Raw genomic sequence first — 23,567 nt, 5'->3', positions numbered from 1 at the left:
CCGTCATTCTTCGGGCCGCAGGTGCGTTGGCTGCGCCCGCTCACCCCGGTCACATAGTCATCTATGCTCCCGGGGATTCGCGGGCTTGTCGCCTTCCTGCAACCCGAATTATTTAGGGCATTTATGCCGTCATTCTTCGGGCCGCAGGTGCGTTGGCTGCGCCCGCTCACCCCGGTCACATAGTCATCTATGCTCCCGGGGATTCGCGGGCTTGCCGCCTTCCTGCAACCCGAATTATTTAGGGCATTTATGCCGTTATTCTTCGGGCCGCAGGCAGTTAAAAAACCGTCGATTTTTATCGGCGGTTTTTTTTATTGTGACGGCAGGTATCCAGTAAAAAACGTTATGGATGGTCCGCGCGTGACTTTTAATTAATACGATGTAAATCAGTGTGATAGAGAAAGTGTGAGTTGTGGCGCATTCGTGGCTTATCTGTTGTAGATAAAAAAATTAAATCGCAAACTGGCAAATTGTGCGGCGGTCGATTTTTGCGCGTTGACATTAGCATTGGTAATGGCAATATGCGCGCAAAATCTCTCTGTTTTCTGGCCCTTGCCTCCTATGTCCACCTGGTCTCGCCCTGTCATTTTGCTGCTCTGCGGCCTGTTGCTATTGACGGTGTCTATCGCCGTGCTTAATACCTTAGTTCCCCTCTGGTTAACGCACGATCGCTTGCCTACCTGGCAAGTGGGGCTGGTAAGCTCATCTTATTTCACCGGCAACCTGCTGGGCACCCTGACGGCTGGCTGGTTAATCAAACGTATTGGCTTTAATTACACTTATTATCTGGCAACGCTGATTTTTGCCCTGGCAACCCTCTGGTTAGGTTTCAGCAGCGGCTTTTTCGCCTGGAGCTTCGGACGTTTCGCCGCCGGCATGGGTTGCGCGCTAATCTGGGTGGTGGTGGAGAGCGCGCTGATGTGCAGCGGCACGGTGCGCAATCGCGGACAGCTGCTGGCGGCCTATATGATGGTCTACTACCTCGGCACGGTGGTCGGGCAGTTGCTGGTCAGTAAACTTTCAACCGAACTGATGAGTGTATTACCCTGGGTTACTGCGCTGGTGATGGCGGGTATTTTACCGCTGGTCTTTACCAAAGTTACCGCGCGTGGTGGTAGTGAAGAGGTTGCACCTGGCCGTATGTGGCCAATGCTACGCCGTCGTAATGCACGGCTGGGTATTCACGGCTGTATTATCTCCGGCGTGGTACTGGGGTCGCTATACGGTCTGATGCCGCTGTATCTCTCTCATCAGGGGATGAGCGATGCCACGGTCGGTTACTGGATGGCATTGCTGGTCAGCGCCGGTATTGTCGGACAGTGGCCTGTTGGCCGTCTCGCCGACCGCTTTGGCCGTCTGCTGGTGCTGCGCGTTCAGGTATTTGTGATGATTGTCGGGTCGATTGCCATGCTTGGCGATACGGCGATGGCTCCGGCGCTGTTTGTGCTGGGCTGTGCCGGTTTTACGCTCTATCCGGTAGCAATGTCCTGGGCCTGCGAAGCGGTGGCGCACCACGAACTGGTGGCGATGAATCAGGCGCTATTACTGAGTTATACCATTGGCAGTCTGGCCGGCCCGAGTATGACGTCGCTGCTGATGCAGCACTACTCCGATAATCTGCTGTTTGTGATGATTGCGGTGGTGGCGCTGGTGTATCTGGTGATGCTGCTGCGTAAAGCCGATCAGCGCGCCACGCCGATTGCCCACGCTTAAAACCAGCACGGGCGGCATAAATGCCGCCCGTGCTGGAGTTGTATGCTTTGTGTCGATCGCCTCAGTACATCACCTTGTGGCCATACCCTTCAAGAATATGTTTTACCCGATCCATGGTGTCGGCCTTCGGCGGTTTCACGCCATCCAGTTTGTACTCTTCACCCATGGCGATCCATTTATGTTTGCCCAGCTCATGATAGGGCAGCAGCTCGATCTTCTCGACGTTACCCATATCGCGGGTAAACTCGCCAAGCTTATGTGCTGAGTCATCATCATCCGAATAACCGGGCACCACTACATAGCGGATCCAGGTGCGGATGCCACGCTTCGCCAGGTAACGGGCAAAGTCCAGCGTACGATGGTTAGAGACGCCAACCAGATTCTGATGAATATCATCATTCATTTGTTTCAGATCCAGCATCACTAAGTCGGTGACATCCAGCAACTCGTCGATCACCGGGTCGTAGCGGCGTACAAAACCGTTGGTATCCAGACAGGTATGGATGCCTTCGGCATGGCAGGCGCGGAACCAGTCACGCACAAATTCCGCCTGCAAAATGGCTTCGCCACCCGAAGCGGTCACACCACCACCGGAGGCATTCATAAAGTGACGGTAGGAGACCACATCGGCCATCAGTTCTTCCACGGTAATCTCTTTACCGCCGTGGGTGTCCCAGGTGTCGCGATTGTGGCAGTAGAGGCAGCGCATCAGGCAGCCCTGGAAAAAGGTGATAAAACGGATGCCGGGACCGTCGACGGTTCCGCAGGATTCGAAAGAGTGAATACGTCCGATAGTTGACATTGCGATGAGTTCTCCATGGTAAACCTGCTGGTTACAGGTTACGCAGTCTTTAATTGCTGCGTTATGTCAGTCTGTTTTGCCAGATGGCTGTATCCTTAATCGCTGCAACCGCAACGGGGTGAGCGGCATTCAATGACCCGGTGATACAGGCCTCTGCAAAGCAGGCTGGTGGTAAAAAGGCTCCTGCAACGGAGCCTTTATTTAGTGCAAGCTGTGGTGACTTACAGCGATTTAGTAAAGGTACGAGTGATTACGTCGTTCTGCTGTTCTTTAGTCAGCGAGTTAAAACGTACTGCGTAGCCTGAAACACGAATGGTCAGCTGCGGATATTTTTCCGGGTGTTCCATCGCATCCAGCAACATTTCACGGTTCATCACGTTAACGTTAAGGTGCTGACCGCCTTCAATGCTGGCTTCATGATGGAAATAACCATCCATCAGACCGGCAAGGTTGGTTTTACGCACATCGTCATCTTTACCTAATGCGTTTGGTACGATAGAGAAGGTGTAAGAGATACCATCTTTCGCGTAAGCAAACGGCAGTTTCGCAACAGAAGTCAGTGAGGCAACAGCACCTTTCTGGTCACGACCGTGCATTGGGTTAGCACCTGGTCCGAATGGCGCGCCGGCACGACGACCATCAGGGGTGTTACCGGTTTTCTTACCATACACCACGTTAGAGGTAATGGTCAGTACTGACTGAGTTGGTACCGCGTTGCGGTAGGTCTGCAGCTTCTGAATTTTCTTCATAAAGCGTTCAACCAGGTCACAGGCCAGGTCATCAACACGTGAGTCGTTGTTACCGAACTGCGGATATTCACCTTCGATTTCGAAATCAACCGCCAGGCCATCAGCATCACGTACTGGTTTCACTTTGGCATATTTAATCGCTGACAGCGAGTCAGCCGCCACGGAGAGACCCGCGATACCACAAGCCATAGTACGGTAAACATCACGGTCATGCAGCGCCATCAGTGAAGCTTCGTAGCTGTATTTATCGTGCATGTAGTGGATAACATTCAGCGCGGTAACATACTGCTTAGCCAGCCAGTCCATAAAGTGGTCCATACGGGCCATTACGGTGTCGAAATCCAGCACTGCATCCATGATCGGTGCTTCTTTCGGACCGACCTGAATTTTCATTTTTTCATCCATGCCGCCGTTAATCGCATACAGCATGGTTTTCGCCAGGTTAGCACGGGCGCCGAAGAACTGCATTTGTTTACCGATGACCATTGGGCTGACGCAACAGGCAATGGCGTAGTCATCGTTATTAAAGTCCGGACGCATCAGATCATCATTTTCATACTGCACTGATGAAGTGTCGATGGAGACTTTGGCCGCATATTTTTTGAAGTTCAGTGGCAGTTTGTCTGACCACAGAATGGTAATATTTGGCTCAGGTGATGGACCCATGGTGTACAGGGTATTCAGGAAGCGGAAGCTGCTTTTTGATACCAGAGTACGGCCGTCAACACCCATACCACCGAGGGATTCGGTTGCCCAGATTGGGTCGCCAGAGAACAGTTCATCATACTCAGGCGTACGCAGGAAGCGCACCATACGCAGTTTCATTACCAGGTGGTCAATCAGTTCCTGGGCCTGCTGTTCGTTGATTTTGCCTGCTTTCAGGTCACGTTCAATAAAGATATCAAGGAAGGTGGATACGCGACCGAAGGACATCGCCGCACCGTTCTGTGATTTCACTGCAGCCAGGTAGCCGAAGTAAGTCCACTGTACTGCTTCCTGAGCCGTAGTCGCCGGGCCAGAGATATCACAACCATATTTGGCCGCCATCTCTTTAATCTGCGACAGCGCATGATGCTGATCGGCAATCTCTTCACGCAGACGGATAGTGGCTTCAAGGTTAACGCCATTTTCCATATCGCTCTGCAGTGAGGTGAACTGCGCAAACTTGTCTTTCATCAGGAAGTCGATGCCGTACAGGGCAACACGACGATAGTCACCGATAATACGTCCGCGACCATAAGCATCTGGCAGACCGGTCAGAACACCGGATTTACGGCAGCGCAGGATATCCGGGGTATAAACATCAAACACACCCTGGTTATGAGTTTTGCGGTATTCGGTGAAGACTTTTTTCAGTGATGGATCCAGCTCACGGCCATAAACTTTACATGAGCCTTCCACCATTTTGATGCCGCCAAACGGAATCAGACCACGTTTCAGTGGGGCTTCAGTCTGCAGACCAACGATTTTTTCCAGGTTTTTATTAATAAAACCGGCATCGTGAGAAGTGATAGTTGAAGCAAGGTCAGTATCAAAATCAACCGGCGCATGAGTGCGGTTCTCAATCTTGATGCCTTCCAGAACATTGTCCCACAGAGCGGTTGTCGCGTCGGTAGCGCCGGCCAGGAAAGACTCATCGCCTTCATACGGCGTATAGTTTTTCTGGATGAAGTCGCGGACGTTAACGCTGTTCTGCCATTCGCCAGCAGCGAATGTTTCCCAGGCTGCGGACAGTTTGTTATTAAGCTCGGCCATTTGATACCTACCTTATTTGTGGAGTTCGTTCTACGGTCCGGTCGGGTCAATACGCGGCCGGTGCCAAATTCTTTTTCAACGTCGGCGCTTAGTGGTGAGGTTTATCGCCGCCGCGCAGATAAATTACCCAGTAGGTTAAGCCTACCAGTAAACCGCCACCAATGATGTTACCGATGGTCACCGGAATCAGATTATCAACAATAAAGTTGCTAACGGTCAGGCTGGAAAAATGGTCGGCGCTGGTGCCGGCGGCCTGCCAGAATTCTGGTGAAGCAAAGTCACGAATCACAATGGCCATTGGAATCAAAAACATATTGGCGATGCTGTGTTCAAAGCCGCTGGCAACGAACATCGCTACCGGCAGGATCATCGCGAGCATTTTGTCCGTCAGGGTGCGGCCGGAATAACTCATCCATACCGCCATACACACCATCAGGTTTGCCAGGGTACCAAGGCAGACGGCCTCGATAAAACTATGATGCATTTTATGGTCGGCGGTTTGCAGCACGTTTAAACCCCATGCGCCATTTGCCACCATATGCTCGCCGGAGAACCAGATCAGCGCGACAAAGAACAATGCGCCAATCAGGTTAGCAACGTAGACGTTAATCCAGTTACGCGCCAACTGCATCCAGGTAATACGTCCACTGGCCTTGGCTACTACGATTAACACGGTAGAGGTGAACAGGTCAGCGCCACACACCACCACCAACATTAAACCGAGTGAGAAACAGATACCGCCGACCAGTTTGGCCAGACCATAGGGTACCGTACCGCTGCCGGTGGTGGCTGTGATATAGAAGACAAAGGCGATGGAAATAAAGACACCCGCAGTAATCGCCAGGAAAAAAGTGGTTAGGGGATGTTTTGTTGCTTTATAAACGCCAGCCTCTTCAGCGACTTTTGCCATCGCGGCCGGTAATAATAGGTCGAACGGATTGTCAGCTTTCACACTAACCTACTCCTGAAATTTGTCAGCAACGTGATACTAACAAAGGAGTATAGAGTACAAATTGATATGGATCATATTAGCGCGGAGCGGGGGGCAAAATAACGCGAAAAAAATAAGGCAAATTCATTTATGTTATTGATTTTGAATGGAAAAAAATATTTTAAAATGTACAAAAAAAGTTGAAAAACACACGTTTTGCTAAAAATGTCGGTACATTTTGTCGTCAGGAATTTATAGAAAATGTAATGTTTCCGACATATTCAGTTCAGGTGATTACTTTTTTTTAACCTTAATTTTTCAATTGCTGTTTAAAACCATTAAATTCAGCGTTTACCCGAATAAAATGGGCTATTTCAGACCCGTTTAAAGATGCTGAAACAGCCCGTCATGATTATTTCCAGTACTGACGTTTAGCGCGCTGCAGCTTCTCGTAAGCCGCCAGCAGTGACTGATGAGCCGGGAAAGCCTTCAGGTCGCCGTCTGCCGCTTGCAGGCCGTAAAACGGCGCTTCACCGCTTATCGCCGCAGAGGCGGCTTCAACCGCCTCGCTGCCGTACATGCGCACAAAGCCCGTGTGGTACTGCAGCGGATCGCGACCATCTTCCTGCGCCAGCAGTAGCAGGGTCTGCAGGCAACGATAATAATTGGCGCGTTGCGGGCTGACCACCGAACTGTTGAACTCCATAGTCCATTCGGTCCAGATCAGCGCCTGATCCAGATCGCCACCGGCCAGCGCCAGCATCGCTTTCAGTTCACCGATGCGCAGGGTATACCAGCCGTTATCTTTGCCGGTAGCAATGCCCAGCAGTTCACGTACGCGGGTGAAGTCATCATGACCGTCTTCATCCAGCTGTTCGATCATCGCGAGATAATCCTGTGGTTCCCACTCGCTGTCCGGTAATGACAGCACGGTTTCGCGCAGATAAGCACCCATACTGTTATTGGCCAGCAGCAGATCTTCCGCCGGATAGATATCGGACATGCCGGGCACCAGAATACGGCAGGCATAAACGTCCAGATGCTGATAGTCGGCGATATAGACTTCTTTATCTTCGGCCTGGAAGATCGCCATCAGGGTGGCGAACTCCTCTTCGGTCGAACCGTCAAAGCGCCAGTCAACAAACGGATAGTCAGCGTCATCTTTAAACATATCCCAGGAGATCAGCCCGCTGGAATCGATAAAATGGGTTTCGAGGTTGGCATGCTCGGCGACTTCTTCATCGTCAAAAGTTGGCGGGGTAAAGACGTCGAGATCCTTCAGACTGCGCCCCTGCAGCAGTTCCGTTACGGTACGCTCAAGCGCCACGCCGAAATCAGGGTGCGCGCCGAAAGACGCGAAACAGGTGCCGTTTGCCGGGTTGAACAGCACCACGCAGATCACCGGGTATTTACCCCCCAGCGAGGCGTCGTACGAGAAAATAGGGAAACCTTCCGCTTCCAGACGCGCAATTGCTTCGACCACGCCAGGATAGCGGTTCAGCACCTCGGCAGGAATCTCCGGCAGGCTGATCGATTCGGCAATAATCCGGTTTTTAATATAACGCTCGAAAACTTCGGATAAGCCCTGTACCCGGGCTTCATTGGCGGTGTTGCCGGCAGACATGCCGTTAGAAACATACAGGTTACCGATAATATTCATCGGAATATAAACCGTCTGCAGGTCTGACTGACGGGTAAACGGCAGGGCGCAGATGCCACGGTCGGCATTGCCGGACTGCAGATCGATCAGCTCGCCGGCGCTTAGCTCGTTTTCCGGATCGTAAAACGCGCGCAGACGCGCATCAAGGATACCTTCCGGCAGGCTTTCATCTTCCGGCAGCGGGAACCATTTCTCGTTCGGGTAGTGCACAAAATCGCCATTGGCGATGGTGTTGCCTAACCAGAAATCGGCAAAGAAATAGTTAGTGGAAAGACGCTCAAAGTACTCACCCAGCGCGGAAGCCAGCGCCGCCTTTTTACTGGCGCCTTTACCGTTGGTAAAACAGAGTGGGCAATCGCGGTCACGAATGTGCACTGACCAGACATGCGGAACAGGATTCAGCCAGGAAGCTTCTTCAATATTGAAGCCAAGATCCTGTAGTTTTTGCTGAAAGCGTGCGATGGAATCTTCCAGCGCGGCGTCTTTGCCAGGGATATAAGTTTGAGTCATGTTGCCCACTAGTTAATGATTGTGCGTAAAGCGCGCAATGATACGGGTTTTGCGGGCTAATCGCTATGCGGCGGCGATAATTATCAACCGGCGCGATAAATAGCCGCCAGGCGAGACGGCATTAATGAATGGTGTCCGCTTTACAAAATATCGTGGTTATTTGCGATTGCCTTACATGCTGTGGCGGCCACGCGGCTAAAAATGTGATCCGGGCCGGATAAATGATTGCAGCAACAAGGACGCAGTGATAAAACCGATAGCAGATGCATAACCGATAGATCTGACAGTGGTGAGGGGAAATGACTCAGGTTTTCAATTTTAGCTCCGGTCCGGCCATGTTGCCGGTAGAAGTACTCCGTCGTGCAGAGCAGGAACTGTGTAACTGGCAGGGCTTAGGCACCTCCGTTATGGAGATTAGTCATCGCAGCAAAGAGTTTATTAAGGTCGCACAGGATGCGGAACAAGATCTGCGTGATCTGCTGAAAGTCCCCTCCAACTATAAAGTTTTATTCTGTCACGGCGGCGCACGCGCACAATTTGCGGCAGTGCCATTAAATCTGCTGGGACAGGCTAAAACCGCTGATTATGTTGATGGCGGTTACTGGGCGCACAGCGCGATTAATGAGGCGCAGAAATATTGCACGCCTAATGTGATTGATGCCAAAACCACCATTGATGGTTTAAGTGCGATCACCCCGATGAGTCGCTGGGCACTCAGCGATGATGCGGCTTATGTTCACTTCTGCCCGAATGAAACCATTGATGGTCTTGCCATTAATGAAGAACCTGACTTTGGCGACAAAGTGGTGGTAGCCGATTTATCCTCCACCATCCTTTCCCGCCCGATTGATGTCAGTCGCTACGGCGTGATTTATGCCGGTGCGCAGAAAAACGTTGGTCCGGCCGGTCTGACGCTGGTGATTGTGCGTGAGGACCTGCTGGGTCATGCGCGTCAGGAACTGCCGTCGATTCTCGATTACAAAGTGCTGGCGGATAATGACTCGATGTTCAATACGCCGCCAACTTTTGCCTGGTATCTCTCCGGCCTGGTGTTTAAGTGGCTGAAAGAGCAGGGTGGCGTGAGTGAGATCGATAAGCTGAACCAGGCGAAAGCCGATCTGCTGTACAGCGTCATCGATAACAGCAATTTCTACCGCAACGGGGTGGCTATCGCTAACCGTTCACGGATGAACGTGCCATTCCAGTTAGCGGATTCTGCTCTGGATAAAGTGTTCCTTGATGAGTCAGTCGCTGCCGGTTTACATGCGCTGAAAGGCCATCGTGTGGTTGGCGGCATGCGCGCTTCCATCTACAATGCGATGCCGCTTGAAGGGGTGAAAGCCCTGACCGACTTTATGGTCGACTTTGAGCGCCGCCACGGTTAATTACCCGTCATACTTCGCGCCGCAGGTGTGTTGACTGCGCCCGCACCCCCCGGCCACATTGTTATCTATGCTGCCGGGGATTCACGGGCTGCCGCCTGTCTGCCACCCGAATGACGTCGGGTGCATAGGTAGCTAATACTGAAACCTTGCCTTCGCGCGAGGTTTCATTGCAATTGTTTTCTGGAGAATAGGTTTCGCATGCAGGAATCCCTGACGTTACAACCCATCGCACGCGTCGACGGCACGGTAAATTTACCGGGCTCGAAAAGCGTATCTAACCGTGCTCTGTTGCTGGCGGCGCTGGCAAAGGGCACCACGCATTTAACTAATCTGCTGGATAGCGATGACGTTAAACATATGCTTAATGCTCTGAGTGCGCTGGGTGTGAACTATACGCTTTCTGCCGATCGTACCCGGTGTGATGTTGTCGGTTGCGCCGGACCTCTGCATGCGGATCGGGCCCTGGAGCTGTTTCTGGGCAATGCCGGTACCGCGATGCGTCCGCTGGCGGCGGCGCTTTGTCTTGGCCACAACGATATCGTGCTGACCGGTGAGCCGCGCATGAAAGAGCGCCCGATCGGTCATCTGATTGACGCCCTGCGTCTGGGCGGCGCGCAGATTGACTATCTGGAGCAGCAGGATTATCCGCCAGTGCATATCAAAGGGGGATTTGTCGGCGGTGAAGTGGCGGTGGATGGCAGTGTATCCAGCCAGTTTCTTACCGCGCTGTTGATGACGGCGCCGCTGGCAACTCAGGACACGCGGATTGTCATTAAAGGTGAACTGGTATCGAAGCCTTATATCGATATCACTCTGAATCTGATGAAAACCTTTGGCGTGGTGGTGGTTAACAATAGCTATGCCAGCTTTGATATTCGCGGCAATCAGCAGTACCAGTCGCCAGGACATTATCTGGTCGAGGGCGATGCCTCTTCCGCCTCCTATTTCCTTGCCGCCGCCGCGATCAAAGGCGGTACCGTGCGTGTTACCGGCATCGGCCGTAACAGCATGCAGGGTGATATTCGCTTTGCCGATGTGCTGGAGAAAATGGGGGCGACTATTGAGTGGGGCGATGACTATATTGCCTGCAGCCGCGGTGAGCTGAACGCCATTGATCTTGATATGAACCATATTCCTGATGCCGCGATGACCATTGCCACCGCCGCACTGTTCGCCAACGGCACGACGGTGATGCGTAATATCTATAACTGGCGCGTGAAAGAGACCGATCGTCTGACGGCGATGGCCACTGAGTTGCGTAAAGTGGGGGCTGAAGTGGAAGAGGGGCATGACTATATCCGCATCACGCCGCCGGCAACCCTTAACTATGCCGAGATTGGTACCTATAACGATCACCGTATGGCGATGTGTTTCTCGCTGGTGGCGCTCTCCCCGACGGCGGTCACCATTCTCGATCCAAAATGTACCGCTAAAACCTTCCCGGACTACTTCACGCAACTGGCGCGGATCAGCCAGCTGGCCTAAACTCAACTCATTGCGCTGAATGCCGCCAGCAGGCGGCATTCAGCGCCTTGCCGGCCAGGCCGCGGCAAACACTTTGCCGCGGGCGTCCAGTTTCTCTTCATTTTGCCGATGCCGTCGCACCGACAGTTCTGAATCTGCTGTTTATTTTGCCCGGGGCTATGCTTTAGGGTAACGATCGCGGCTATTGCAGCGTATAATGCGCGGCGATATTTGTCTGACGTGCAGGCAGCCACGGGAATTTCCAGCAACAGGAGAGAATAGATGACGGCAACAGCCCCGGTTATCACCATTGATGGGCCAAGTGGTGCGGGTAAAGGCACGCTTTGTAAAGCGATGGCTGAAGCACTGCAGTGGCACCTGTTGGATTCTGGCGCAATTTATCGCGTATTAGCGCTTGCGGCACTACATCATCAGGTTGATATCGAATCTGAAGAGGCGCTGGTCCCGCTTGCCGCCCATCTGGATGTGCGCTTTGTCTCGACCAACGGTGAAATGGAAGTGATTCTGGAAGGTGAAGATGTCACCGCCGAGATCCGTAGCCAGGATGTCAGCAATACCGCATCCCGGGTGGCCGCTTTTCCGCGGGTGCGTGAGGCGCTGCTGCGCCGCCAGCGCGCATTTCGTGACGCGCCCGGTTTAATTGCCGATGGCCGCGATATGGGCACGGTGGTTTTTGTTGATGCGCCGGTAAAAATCTTTCTCGATGCCAGCTCAGAAGAGCGTGCGCACCGCCGTATGCTACAGTTGCAGGAGAAGGGCTTTAGTGTTAACTTTGAACGCCTTTTATCCGAGATAAAAGAGCGTGATGACCGCGATCGTAATCGGGCAATCGCGCCTTTAGTGCCGGCTAAAGATGCTCTGGTACTGGATTCTACCAGTATGACCATTGAGCAAGTGATTGAAAAAGCATTACAATATGCCCGCGAAAAGCTCGCGTTACCGAACAGCTGATCGGATAATAACGCGGTAAGTCACGCAGCAATGAATACCTTAACCCTGTGATATGGATGTCATGGGGCATGTGAAACAACCCCATCCGGCAGGAAGTCAGATGGACGTTAAATTGAAGAATCCTGAAGATTATCAATATGACTGAATCTTTTGCTCAACTCTTTGAAGAGTCCCTGAAAGAAATCGAAACCCGTCCGGGTTCCATTGTTCGTGGTGTCGTTGTCTCTATCGACAAAGATATCGTCCTGGTTGATGCGGGCCTGAAATCTGAATCTGCAATTCCTGCAGAGCAGTTCAAAAACGCAGCCGGCGAACTGGAAATCCAGGTTGGTGACGAAGTTGACGTTGCTCTGGATGCAGTAGAAGACGGCTTCGGTGAAACCCTGCTGTCCCGTGAAAAAGCGAAACGTCATGAAGCTTGGATCACGCTGGAAAAAGCTTACGAGAACGCTGAAACTGTTACCGGTGTTATTAACGGCAAAGTCAAGGGCGGCTTCACTGTTGAGCTAAACGGTATTCGTGCGTTCCTGCCAGGTTCTCTGGTAGATGTGCGTCCGGTGCGCGATACGCTGCACCTGGAAGGCAAAGAGCTTGAATTCAAAGTAATCAAGCTGGATCAGAAACGTAACAACGTGGTGGTTTCACGTCGTGCGGTTATCGAATCCGAAAACAGCGCAGAGCGCGATCAGCTGCTGGAAAACCTGCAGGAAGGCATGGAAGTTAAAGGTATCGTTAAGAACCTCACTGACTACGGTGCATTCGTTGATCTGGGCGGCGTTGACGGCCTGCTGCACATCACTGACATGGCATGGAAACGCGTTAAGCATCCAAGCGAAATCGTCAATGTTGGCGATGAAATCAATGTCAAAGTACTGAAATTCGACCGCGAGCGTACCCGTGTTTCTCTGGGTCTGAAACAGCTGGGCGAAGATCCATGGGTTGCTATCGCTAAACGTTATCCGGAAGGCACCCGACTGACTGGCCGCGTGACCAACCTGACTGACTACGGCTGCTTCGTTGAAATCGAAGAGGGCGTTGAAGGTCTGGTTCACGTTTCAGAAATGGATTGGACCAACAAAAACATCCACCCATCCAAAGTTGTTAACGTTGGTGATGTTGTGGAAGTTATGGTTCTGGATATCGACGAAGAACGTCGTCGTATCTCCCTGGGTCTGAAACAGTGTAAATCTAACCCATGGCAGCAGTTCGCAGAAACCCACAACAAGGGCGACCGCGTTGAAGGTAAAATCAAGTCAATCACTGACTTCGGTATCTTCATCGGCCTGGACGGCGGTATCGACGGCCTGGTTCACCTGTCTGACATCTCCTGGAACGCTACCGGAGAAGAAGCCGTTCGTGAATACAAGAAAGGCGACGAAATCGCTGCTGTGGTTCTGCAGGTTGACGCAGAGCGCGAGCGCATCTCCCTGGGCGTTAAACAGCTGGCAGAAGATCCGTTCAACAACTACATCTCTCTGAATAAGAAAGGTGCTATTGTTAATGGTAAAGTGACTGCAGTTGACGCTAAAGGCGCTACTGTTGAATTAGCAGACGGCGTTGAAGGCTACCTGCGTGCTTCTGAAGCTTCACGTGACCGCGTTGAAGACGCAACTCTGGTTCTGAGTGTTGGCGACGATGTTGAAGCCAAATTCACCGGTGTTGACCGTAAAAACCGCGTTGTTAGCCTGTCTGTTCGTGCGAAAGACGAAGCTGACGAGAAAGAAGCCATCACTACTGTTAACACCAAACAGGAAGAAGGCAACTTCTCTAACGCGATGGCTGAAGCGTTCAAAGCTGCTAAAGGCGAGTAATCGACCTGTGAATACGGGTAGCGCAAGTTACCCGTATTTTGTAGTAAGCTGTCAAAACCTTTCCCATTAGGGGTTAACCGGAGGATTTATGACCAAGTCAGAACTAATTGAAAGACTTGCAGGCCAACAGTCTCATATTCCGGCGAAAGTCGTTGAGGATGCGGTTAAAGAGATGCTGGAGCATATGGCCACTACGCTGGCTGAAGGCGAACGCATCGAAATCCGGGGATTCGGCAGCTTTTCTTTGCATTATCGTGCACCTCGTACTGGCCGGAACCCGAAAACGGGTGACAAAGTGGATCTGGAAGGTAAATACGTTCCCCACTTCAAACCAGGTAAAGAGTTGCGCGATCGCGCAAATATCTACGGTTAAGCAGCCGCGAAGCGGAAACCATAAAACGACACTCAAGGGTGTCGTTTTTTTTGCCGGCGCTAGCCGGAAATTCAGGCTACCGCATTGCGCGTCCGCGCACACTCTTCTGCCCTGCACTGTACTCCTGACATATCGCTCTGAAGCCGCTTCCCATTTCGTCAGACTGCTGGCTGCAACCACGCCCGATTCAGGTCACACTTTTTGCTCAGGCAAACAAGGAGTGGCAATGACGATCTCTGTTACACAGCTCTCATGGATGATGATCTGCGCGGCATTGCCACTCTGTGTTCTGCCCGCATTACCCGATAACCAACAGCTCAGCGGCATGGCTATTGTCGCACTGATATTGCTATTCGCCCGCTGGCGCGCTGGCAAAAAGGTGGCGCTGATACTGCTGCTGTTTATCTGGTGCTGTGGTGCCGGGCGTCAGATATTGCAACAGATTACCCGGCTTAGCGCTGCGCCGGTGGTGGCTGAGGTACAAATTGAAAATATCGCCCGCGATGGGCAACGTGTCAAAGTGCGGCTGCTGGCGATCGATCAACGCCGGTTGTTTCCGCCGCTGTATGCCACGCTGAGCGGTGCAGAGCCGCTTAGCCTGGCCTGTGCCGGGCAACGCTGGCAGATGACGCTGCGTTTAAGGCCGGTTCATGCCCGTCTTAATCAGGGGGCTTTCGATCTGCAACGCCAGGCGCTGGCCAGCCATACCCCGCGGCATGGCCGTATTTTAGCCGCCCGCCAGCTGCAGAGTGACTGTAGCTGGCGGCATGACATTATGGCTGCCACCCAGCCCGCTTATCAGCAATTGCCGTGGCAGGCGGTGATCGATGCGCTGGCGTTTGGCGAACGCGGCGCGATGCCTGCGGAGATAACCCGTCTGCTGCGTGAAACCGGTACGGCGCATCTGATGGCTATCTCCGGGATGCATATCGGGCTGGCTGCGATGTCTGGCTGGTTGCTGGCGCGTGGCGTACAGCGGTTTTTTCCTGCTCACCGGATTGGCTACCGTTTGCCGCTGTTGATCAGTCTGCTGGTGGCCCTGTTATACAGCTGGCTGTCAGGGGCCAACCCACCCGCGATACGCGCGATGCTGGCGTTAACCCTGTGGTATGGCTTACGGCTGTCCGGCATGCGCTGTAGTGCCTGGCAGGTATGGAGTCTGTGCGTTGGCATCATTCTGTTTATTGACCCGCTAACCATCCTTTCCGATAGCTTCTGGCTATCCGCACTGGCGGTGGCGGCACTGATCCTCTGGTATCAGTGGTTTCCGCTGCCCGCAGGTTTCAGGGGGAAACGACGCTGGTGGCTGTTGCAGCTGCTGCATCTGCAGATCGGCATGATGCTGTTGTTAATGCCGGTGCAGGGCTTTATTTTTCATGGCATCAGCCTGAGCGCGCTACTGGCGAATCTGCTGGCGGTGCCGGTGGTCTCGCTGATTAGCGTGCCGCTGATCCTGCTGGGGCTGCTAATCCCGTTTAACATCCTCAGTCAGCCCCTGTGGTGGCTGGTTGACCGCTCCCTGGCGCTGGTAATCAATAGCCTGCAGTGGTTACCACCCGGCTGGCTGGCGATCGATGAGTCGACGGCGCTGAGCTGCCTGCTGTGCTGGCTGTTACTGGTGGTATGGCGCTTTAACTGGTGGCGCTCTTCGCCGATTACGATTATCAGCCTGGTGGTTACGCTGATCTGCTGGCGACAGGCATCCCCGCGACCTGACTGGCGTATTGATATGCTGGATGTCGGTCACGGCCTGGCGATAGTGATTTCACGCGAAGGCAAAGCGGTGATTTACGATACCGGCAACCGCTGGCCGGGTGGCGATGATGGAGAAAGGATTATCACCCCCTGGCTGCGCTGGCAGGGGCTTGAGCCGCAGCAGGTGATTATCAGCCATGCCCACCTCGACCATATCGGCGGGCTGGCAAGTTTACAGCTGGCATGGCCGCAACTGACGGTTAGAAGCGCTTTAGCCAAAGCCAGTCATTTGCCCTGTTACCAGGGGGAACACTGGCAATGGCAGCGGTTAAAATTTTCGGTGTTATGGCCGAAACAAGGCAATCAGCGCGGGGGAAATAACGACTCCTGTGTGGTGCTGATTGATGATGGCCGGCGTCGGGTGCTGCTGACCGGCGACCTCGAAGCCCCGGCGGAGAGAGCGATGGTGGCGCAATATCAGGCAACATTAGCTGCCGATATTATCCAGGTACCACACCACGGCAGCAGCACTTCATCGACGGCATTGCTATTACGTAACGTGCAGGGAATCGCGGCGCTGGCCTCGGTCGCGCGCTTTAATGGCTGGCGCTTACCGGCAACACAAATTATCCAGCGCTATCAGGATAATGGCTATCAATGGCACGATACGGCGCTCTCCGGGCAGCTGAGTGTGCAATTTTTCAACGAAAATTGGCAGGTCAACGGGTTAAGAGAGCAAATATTGCCCCGTTGGTACCATCAGTGGTTTGGCGTACCCAGGGAATCCAGGTAGAATGAGCGGCTACTTCATTTCAAGCTGGTTATATAATGCATCTGGATAAAGATCTCTCGACATGGCAGACATTCCGTCGCCTCTGGCCGATGATCGCGCCGAACAAGGCAGGCTTAGTGGTGGCTGCGATTGCACTGATCATTAACGCAGCCGGCGATACCTTAATGTTGTCACTGCTGAAGCCTTTACTTGATGATGGTTTTGGTAAAGCGGACAGTGCGGTGCTGCTGTGGATGCCACTGGCGGTGATTGGCCTGATGCTGATGCGCGGTATTTCTGGTTTTATTTCCAGTTATTGCATCTCCTGGGTCTCTGGCAATGTGGTGATGAATATGCGCCGCCGTCTGTTCAGCCATATGATGGGCATGCCGGTATCCTTTTTCGACCAGCAGTCGACCGGTACCTTGCTGTCGCGCATTACCTATGACTCTGAACAGGTCGCCTCCTCTTCATCGAGCGCGCTGGTCACCGTGGTGCGTGAAGGCGCCTCGATTATCGGTCTGTTTATCATGATGTTCTACTACAGCTGGCAGCTGTCGTTAATTCTGATTGTGCTGGCGCCGATTGTCTCGTTTGCCATTCGTCAGGTTTCTAAGCGTTTTCGTAATATCAGCAAAAATATGCAAAACACCATGGGTGAGGTGACCACCAGTGCCGAGCAGATGCTGAAGGGCCATAAAGAAGTGCTGATTTTTGGTGGTCAGGAGATTGAAAGTAATCGCTTTGCTTCCGTGAGCAATAAAATGCGTCAGCAGGGGATGAAACTGGTTTCTGCTTCGTCGATTTCCGATCCGATTATTCAGTTGATCGCCTCAATGGCGCTGGCCTTTGTGCTGTATGCCGCCAGCTTCCCGAGCGTGATGGCGACCTTAACCGCCGGCACCATTACCGTGGTGTTCTCCTCCATGGTGGCGCTGATGCGCCCGCTGAAGTCACTGACTAACGTAAATGCCCAGTTTCAGCGCGGTATGGCCGCCTGTCAGACGCTGTTCTCGATTCTTGATAGCGAGCAGGAAGTTGACACCGGCAAGCGCGAAATTGAACGCGCCAGAGGGGATATCGAATTCCGCGATGTGACCTTCACCTACCCGGGGCGTGATAGTCCGGCGCTGCGTAATATCAACTTAGCCATTCCGGCCGGCAAAACCGTGGCGCTGGTGGGGCGTTCCGGTTCCGGTAAATCGACAATCGCCAGCCTGCTGACGCGTTTCTATGATATCCAGCAGGGTGAAATCCTGATGGATGGCTATGATTTGCGCGAATACACCCTAAGTTCGCTACGTAATCAGGTGGCGCTGGTATCGCAGAATGTCCACCTGTTCAATGACACCATTGCCAATAATATCGCCTATGCCCGCAGTGAACAGTACAGCCGTGCCGAGATTGAGAAAGCGGCGGTAATGGCACATGCGATGGACTTTATTAATAAAATGGATCATGGCCTCGATACGGTGATTGGTGAAAATGGCGTGCTGCTTTCTGGCGGTCAGCGCCAGCGTATCGCCATTGCCCGCGCGCTGTTGCGTGACTGTCCGATTCTGATCCTGGATGAGGCCACTTCTGCACTGGATACCGAATCAGAACGGGCGATCCAGGCGGCGCTGGATGAGCTGCAGAAAAACCGCACCTCGCTGGTGATTGCGCACCGTCTGTCGACGATTGAGAAAGCAGATGAGATTGTAGTGGTTGAAGATGGTTACATTGTTGAGCGCGGTTCCCACCAGCAGTTGCTGAGTGAGAAAGGCGCGTATGCTCAGCTGCATAAAATGCAATTTGGCCAATGATTGAGCGTATCTGGAGCGGGCGTTCGCGGCTGTATTTACTGCTGTTGCCTGCAAGCTGGCTGTACGGGCTGATTAGCAACGGCATCCGCCTTAGCTATCAGCTGGGCTGGCGTAAGGTGTGGCGTGCTTCGCTGCCGGTGGTGGTGGTGGGGAATCTCACTGCCGGCGGCAACGGCAAAACGCCGGTAGTGATCTGGCTGGTTGAAGCGCTGCAGCGGCAGGGGGTACGGGTCGGCGTGGTTTCGCGCGGCTATGGCGGTAAGGCGGCACAGTATCCGCTGCTGCTTAATCCGCAAACCACCACCGCGGAAGCGGGCGACGAACCGGTATTAATCTATCAGCGCACTCATGCTCCGGTGGCGGTTTCACCGCGGCGCAGTGATGCAGTGAAGGCGCTGCAGGCGGCGGGTAATATTGATTTAATCGTCACCGACGACGGGCTGCAACACTATGCACTGGCGCGCGATTTTGAAATTGTGGTGATTGACGGTGTGCGTCGTTTCGGTAACGGCTGGTGGCTACCGGCCGGACCGATGCGCGAGCGGGCTGCACGTCTTAACCGTGTTGATGCGGTCATCGTTAACGGCGGTACGCCGTGCGCCAATGAGATTGCCATGCAGCTGCAACCGGGTGATGCCATCAACCTGAAAACCGGTGCCGCAAAACCGCTGGCGGCGTTCGATCAGGTGGTGGCAATGGCCGGTATTGGCCATCCGCCACGCTTCTTCACCACCCTGAAACAGCAGGGGATTACCCCGCTGAAGGAGCTGTCATTTGCCGATCATCAGGCGTATAGCGAAGCAGAGCTGCGCGCGCTGACCAGTGCCGGGCAGGTGCTGATGATGACCGAAAAGGATGCGGTAAAATGTCGCGCTTTCGCGGCAGATAACTGGTGGTATCTGCCGGTGGATGCCGGGTTAAGCGCTGCTCCTGCGGCGGAACTGCTGAATAGAATTAAGACGCTGTGTCACTGACTGGCATCAGGGCCGGTGGGCGGCGGACAGTGAGCCGCAGCAGGTAAATATGCTGCGGCACGAATTATTTATCTGAGTTGAACCTGCCATGCCGGGATAAAGCGAATTATCCGGCCAGCGGACAAAAATCTGTGGCGATGCCGGGTTAGCCGCTAAACTATAGGCAGCTTATTATTCAGGATGCCACGATGTCTGCGATTGAACTCTCCCTGAGCACCGCCCGTAAACTACATCTTGCCGCGCAAAAACTTCTGAAATCTCCTGGCCGTAAGGCGCAATATCCTGATCTGCTGGCCGCGATCCGCGAGATGTCGTTGCTGCAAATCGATACCATCCATGTGGTGGCGCGCAGCCCCTATCTGGTGCTATTCAGCCGCCTCGGCGCGTATCCGCAGCCGTGGCTGGAACAGGCGCTGGCGGAGGGCAAGCTGTTTGAATACTGGGCGCATGAAGCCTGCTTTATTCCCGCTGAAGACTATAAACTGCTGCGCCATCGCATGCTCGATCCGGTCAATCTTGGCTGGAAATACAATGCCGGATGGATGCAGCAATATGCGCAGGATATTGAGCAACTGGTGCGGCACATTGAGCAGCATGGTCCGGTACGATCCGCCGATTTCACTACCGCCCCCAACCATAAACCGGGTTGGTGGTCATGGAAGCCACATAAGCGTCATCTGGAGAATCTGTTTACCGCCGGGGAGTTAATGGTGGTTGAGCGGCGTAACTTTCAGCGGGTTTATGATTTACGCACACGCGTATTGCCACACTGGGATGATGATATTCATCTGCTGGCGCCGCCGCAGGCCGTGCAGCAGATGTTGCAAAACAGTATGCGCAGCCTCGGTATTTTCCGCGCCGAGTGGCTGGCTGATTATTACCGCCTGAAACGCGCGCCGATAAAAGCGGTGCTGGCCGCGGCGCTGGAGAGCGGTGAGATTATAGCGGTTCAGGTGGAGAAGCTGGGGGAGATGTATTTGCATCACTCCCTGCTGGCGCTGCTGGAAAAACCGCTACTGGCGACGCACAGCGCACTGCTATCACCGTTTGACCCGGTGGTATGGGATCGCCGCCGCGTACTGGAGCTGTTTGACTTTGATTATCGCATTGAGTGTTACACCCCGGAGGCGAAGCGCAAATTTGGCTATTTTGTGTTGCCGGTATTGCATCGTGGCGCGCTGAAAGGGCGGCTGGATGCCAAAATGCTGCGCAAAGAGCAGATATTGCAAATTAAAGGATTATGGCTGGAGGATGGGGTGAAAGTCACCGCCACGCTGATCAGGGATCTGACCCGGACATTAAGCGATTTTGCCCGCTGGCAGGGCGCGGCGCAGATCGTTATCGATCGTGCGCCTGAAGCGCTAAGGGCCAGTTGGGGAGAGGGCTGGCGCTGTGATATGCTTTAGCTTCTGATAAAACCGGGTTCATTACGGAGGAACCATGGATCACCGTTTACTCGAAATAGTGGCTTGTCCTGTCTGTAACGGCAAACTTTACTACAACAAAGAGCAGCAAGAGCTGATCTGCAAGCCAGATGGTCTGGCCTTCCCGGTTCGTGATGGTATTCCGGTACTGCTGGAGACCGAAGCCCGTACCATGACGCTGGAAGAGACTAATCCATGAGTTTTGTTGCCATTATACCGGCGCGCTTTGCGTCGACGCGTTTGCCCGGTAAACCGCTGGTGGATATTCACGGTAAGCCGATGGTGGTACATGTGATGGAGCGGGCGCTGGAATCGGGAGCCGATCGCGTTATCGTGGCGACCGACCATGCTGATGTGGCGGCTGCGGTAAAGGCTGCAGGGGGCGAAGTCTGTATGACTCGTGCCGATCATCAATCCGGAACTGAACGCCTGGCGGAAGTGATCGATCATTATCAGTTCCCGGATGAGACGGTTATCGTCAATGTTCAGGGTGATGAGCCGCTGATCCCGCCGGTGATTATCCGCCAGGTGGCGGATAACCTGACGCACTCCATTGCCGGTATGGCGACGCTGGCGGTGCCGATTGACAGTGCGGAGGAAGCCTTTAACCCTAATGCGGTCAAAGTGGTGATGGACGCGCAGGGGTATGCGCTTTACTTCTCCCGCGCCACCATCCCGTGGGATCGCGAACGTTTCGCGCAGTCGCGTGAAACCATTGGTGACAGCTTCCTGCGCCATATTGGTCTCTATGCCTACCGTGCGGGGTTTATCCGCCGCTACGTGCGTTGGGAACCCAGTCAGCTGGAACAAATTGAGCTGTTAGAACAGTTGCGTGTGCTGTGGTACGGCGAAAAAATTCATGTCGCTGTCGCGAAAGCGATTCCCAGCGTCGGGGTAGATACCCCGGACGATTTGCAGCGTGTTCGTGCTGCGATGCAGTAAATCCTGCGGGGCCATTCTGGCCCCGTTGTTATTTTTGCTGCCGCATTCACCTTCCTCGCGGCGATTTTTTTGTCACGTATTTGATCTGTGACGGTGAAACGTACAGCGGCGACGCTCATGATAGAGATTCTGCCAACGCAATGAGGAAATACCATGGAGTTGTTGCGCGCTGAACTGGCTCTGGTTTTGGGTGAAAAAATCAGTCGACTGGTGCCGGTTTCTGAACAGCCGTATGCCACGCTTTTTGCGCTGTATGATAAATCCGGCCATGCCATGTCACTGGTAGCGAAATGTTTTCGCAATACCGGTATGGCGGCGCAGGAAGCCTATAAGCTGTCGATGCTGGCGCGGGAAGGCTGCGTCAGACTACCGACGGTATATGGTGTGGTGCTTAGTCAGCAGAAGCCGCAGCATGAAGTGCTATTGATCGAACGGATGGGCGGTGTCTCCGCCGAAGCGCCGACGCGGACACCCCAGCGCTGGGCCGAGCTGCAGCAACAGATTATTGAGAGTATGCTGGCCTGGCATCGCATTGACAGCCACGGCCTGGTTGGCAGCGTCGACAGTACCCAAGAAAACCGCTGGTCAGCCTGGTATCAGCAACGGGTAGAGGTGTTATGGGCGACATTAAGTAACCTGACGCCGCCGGATCTGACGCTGGACGACCGGCGTATTCTTTATCGCAGTCGCGAACAGTTACCCCAGTTGTTTCACGATTTTGATGACGGTTGTGTGCTGGTGCATGGCAATCTGACGCTGCGTAATATGCTGAAAGATGTGCGCAGCGACCAGTTGCTGGCGATGATCAATCCCGGCACCATGCTCTGGGCGCCTCGCGAATATGAACTGTTCCGCTTAGCCGATGGCGGCGCGGCGGAGTCACTGTTGTATCGCTATCTTGAACACGCGCCGGTGGCGGAAGCCTTTATTGGCCGGCGCTGGCTCTATCAGCTATGGGAAGCGGTCGCTACCATGGTGGATACCGGCAAGTTCGATCGCGTTCAGTTTCGTAATGCGTCGGCCGCGCTACTGCCCTGGCTCTACTGACGCCTCGTCCCCTTTCAGCCATTGCCACGCCAGACCTAAAGATTCATACCAGACGCGCTCGCTGTGACCGAGATAGAGCGCGGAGGGGATGGCTTTCTCCCACCAGTTTAGCGGTGAGTCAATCGCCAGCTGATTGGCGGGAGCGGCAATCGGCTCCAGTCCCTGCGCATGAAAAAAGTCCATCGCTCTGCGCATATGGACCGCGGAGGTGACTAACAGGAATGGCTGATTGCCAATCGCCAGTTTTACTTCATGCGCCTCTTCTTCCGTATCGCGCGGTTTATCCAGCGTGATAATCGCTGCTGCCGGAACCCCCAGGGTTTGCGCCACGCGCGCACCCGCTTCGGCAGTACTGACCGGATTACCGTTGGCGGCGTAGCCGGTAAAAATCATTTTCGAGCCCGGATTGTCGCGCCACTGGCGGACCCCTTCGACCAGCCGCGGCAGGCTGTTATTGATCAGATTGGAGCCGGGGGCCCAGCTGGGGTTCCAGGTATAGCCGCCGCCGAGCACCACAATATAATCAACTTTCTTACCGCCGTTCCAGGTCGGATAGCTCTGCTCAATGGGTTTCAGCAGCCGATCGGCAACCGGTTGCAGGCCAATTAACAGCAGGATTAACCAGGCAGAAGAGAGTATAATTTTGCCGGTTTTCTGCCAGCGGCTAAACCACAGCAGAAAAATGCCGATTGCCATCACCACAAGCAGGAAAGGCAGGGGTAATAGCATGCCGCCAATGAATTTTTTTAGGGTGAAAAGTAACAAAAATTACTCCTTTTGTCT

The 23,567-nt window shown here is 53.7% G+C and carries 18 protein-coding genes; 13 read left to right on the top strand and 5 right to left on the bottom strand.

Translation table 11 applies throughout. From position 1 onward, the window contains the following. The first annotated feature begins 561 nt into the window (after nt 1-561). Nucleotides 562-1,713 carry an MFS transporter gene (locus tag JWF83_RS21365; protein ID WP_413652474.1) on the top strand — a complete coding sequence of 384 codons (1,152 nt, stop codon included), beginning with the start codon at nt 562-564 and terminating at the stop codon, nt 1,711-1,713. A gap of 61 nt (nt 1,714-1,774) precedes the next feature. On the opposite strand, the gene pflA is transcribed toward JWF83_RS21365, so the two are convergent. From pflA to ycaO, 4 genes are all read right to left on the bottom strand, one after another. Beyond that, nucleotides 1,775-2,515 carry a pyruvate formate lyase 1-activating protein gene (gene pflA, locus JWF83_RS21360; RefSeq protein ID WP_413652473.1) on the bottom strand — a complete coding sequence of 247 codons (741 nt, stop codon included), beginning with the start codon at nt 2,513-2,515 and terminating at the stop codon, nt 1,775-1,777. 221 nt (nt 2,516-2,736) lie between these two features. Next, entirely contained in the window at nt 2,737-5,019 is a 2,283-nt protein-coding gene (pflB, locus tag JWF83_RS21355) for a formate C-acetyltransferase (protein WP_413652471.1), read from the bottom strand. An 88-nt stretch (nt 5,020-5,107) separates the two neighbouring features. Next, nucleotides 5,108-5,971 carry a formate transporter FocA gene (gene focA / locus JWF83_RS21350; RefSeq protein ID WP_413652470.1) on the bottom strand — a complete coding sequence of 288 codons (864 nt, stop codon included), beginning with the start codon at nt 5,969-5,971 and terminating at the stop codon, nt 5,108-5,110. 391 nt (nt 5,972-6,362) lie between these two features. Continuing rightward, nucleotides 6,363-8,120, bottom strand: a complete 1,758-nt coding sequence (gene ycaO / locus JWF83_RS21345; RefSeq protein WP_413652468.1) for a 30S ribosomal protein S12 methylthiotransferase accessory factor YcaO — start codon at nt 8,118-8,120, stop codon at nt 6,363-6,365. 299 nt (nt 8,121-8,419) lie between these two features. Here ycaO and serC point away from each other — a divergent pair, with 299 nt between their 5' ends. The 12 genes from serC (at nt 8,420) to JWF83_RS21285 (ending at nt 22,784) form a co-directional block, all read left to right on the top strand. Beyond that, a complete protein-coding gene (gene serC / locus JWF83_RS21340) occupies nt 8,420-9,505 on the top strand; it encodes a 3-phosphoserine/phosphohydroxythreonine transaminase (protein ID WP_413652467.1) in 1,086 nt (361 codons plus the stop codon). 198 nt (nt 9,506-9,703) lie between these two features. Next, entirely contained in the window at nt 9,704-10,990 is a 1,287-nt protein-coding gene (gene aroA, locus JWF83_RS21335) for a 3-phosphoshikimate 1-carboxyvinyltransferase (protein ID WP_413652466.1), read from the top strand. A gap of 261 nt (nt 10,991-11,251) precedes the next feature. After that, nucleotides 11,252-11,941, top strand: a complete 690-nt coding sequence (gene cmk, locus JWF83_RS21330) for a (d)CMP kinase (RefSeq protein ID WP_413652465.1) — start codon at nt 11,252-11,254, stop codon at nt 11,939-11,941. A 137-nt stretch (nt 11,942-12,078) separates the two neighbouring features. Then, nucleotides 12,079-13,752 carry a 30S ribosomal protein S1 gene (rpsA, locus tag JWF83_RS21325; RefSeq protein WP_413652464.1) on the top strand — a complete coding sequence of 558 codons (1,674 nt, stop codon included), beginning with the start codon at nt 12,079-12,081 and terminating at the stop codon, nt 13,750-13,752. Nucleotides 13,753-13,840: 88 nt separating this feature from the next. Then, the gene (gene ihfB / locus JWF83_RS21320) at nt 13,841-14,125 is read left to right on the top strand and encodes an integration host factor subunit beta (protein WP_017802462.1); all 285 of its coding nucleotides are present in this window, start codon (nt 13,841-13,843) and stop codon (nt 14,123-14,125) included. 226 nt (nt 14,126-14,351) lie between these two features. Next, nucleotides 14,352-16,613, top strand: coding sequence for a ComEC family protein (locus tag JWF83_RS21315; protein ID WP_413652462.1), 2,262 nt, complete (start codon nt 14,352-14,354; stop codon nt 16,611-16,613). Nucleotides 16,614-16,648: 35 nt separating this feature from the next. Then, nucleotides 16,649-18,397, top strand: a complete 1,749-nt coding sequence (gene msbA / locus JWF83_RS21310; protein WP_413652460.1) for a lipid A ABC transporter ATP-binding protein/permease MsbA — start codon at nt 16,649-16,651, stop codon at nt 18,395-18,397. Next, nucleotides 18,394-19,371: a tetraacyldisaccharide 4'-kinase gene (lpxK, locus tag JWF83_RS21305; RefSeq protein ID WP_413652459.1), complete on the top strand. Its 978-nt coding sequence runs from the start codon at nt 18,394-18,396 to the stop codon at nt 19,369-19,371. The genes msbA and lpxK overlap by 4 nt, the downstream gene beginning before the upstream one ends. 188 nt (nt 19,372-19,559) lie before the next feature. Then, nucleotides 19,560-20,777, top strand: coding sequence for a winged helix-turn-helix domain-containing protein (locus JWF83_RS21300; protein WP_413652458.1), 1,218 nt, complete (start codon nt 19,560-19,562; stop codon nt 20,775-20,777). Between the two features lie 34 nt (nt 20,778-20,811). Further along, entirely contained in the window at nt 20,812-20,994 is a 183-nt protein-coding gene (locus JWF83_RS21295) for a Trm112 family protein (protein ID WP_017802467.1), read from the top strand. Next, the gene (kdsB, locus tag JWF83_RS21290) at nt 20,991-21,737 is read left to right on the top strand and encodes a 3-deoxy-manno-octulosonate cytidylyltransferase (RefSeq protein WP_413652456.1); all 747 of its coding nucleotides are present in this window, start codon (nt 20,991-20,993) and stop codon (nt 21,735-21,737) included. The genes JWF83_RS21295 and kdsB overlap by 4 nt, the downstream gene beginning before the upstream one ends. A 153-nt stretch (nt 21,738-21,890) precedes the next feature. Then, the gene (locus tag JWF83_RS21285; RefSeq protein ID WP_413652455.1) at nt 21,891-22,784 is read left to right on the top strand and encodes a YcbJ family phosphotransferase; all 894 of its coding nucleotides are present in this window, start codon (nt 21,891-21,893) and stop codon (nt 22,782-22,784) included. On the opposite strand, the gene elyC is transcribed toward JWF83_RS21285, so the two are convergent. Continuing rightward, a complete protein-coding gene (gene elyC, locus JWF83_RS21280) occupies nt 22,764-23,549 on the bottom strand; it encodes an envelope biogenesis factor ElyC (RefSeq protein WP_413652453.1) in 786 nt (261 codons plus the stop codon). The genes JWF83_RS21285 and elyC overlap by 21 nt on opposite strands. Nucleotides 23,550-23,567: the final 18 nt, after the last annotated feature.

The organism is Pantoea sp. B65 (assembly GCF_047308185.1).
Taxonomy (GTDB): Bacteria; Pseudomonadota; Gammaproteobacteria; order Enterobacterales; family Enterobacteriaceae; genus Erwinia.
This window is presented reverse-complemented; position numbering and strand designations above follow the sequence as displayed.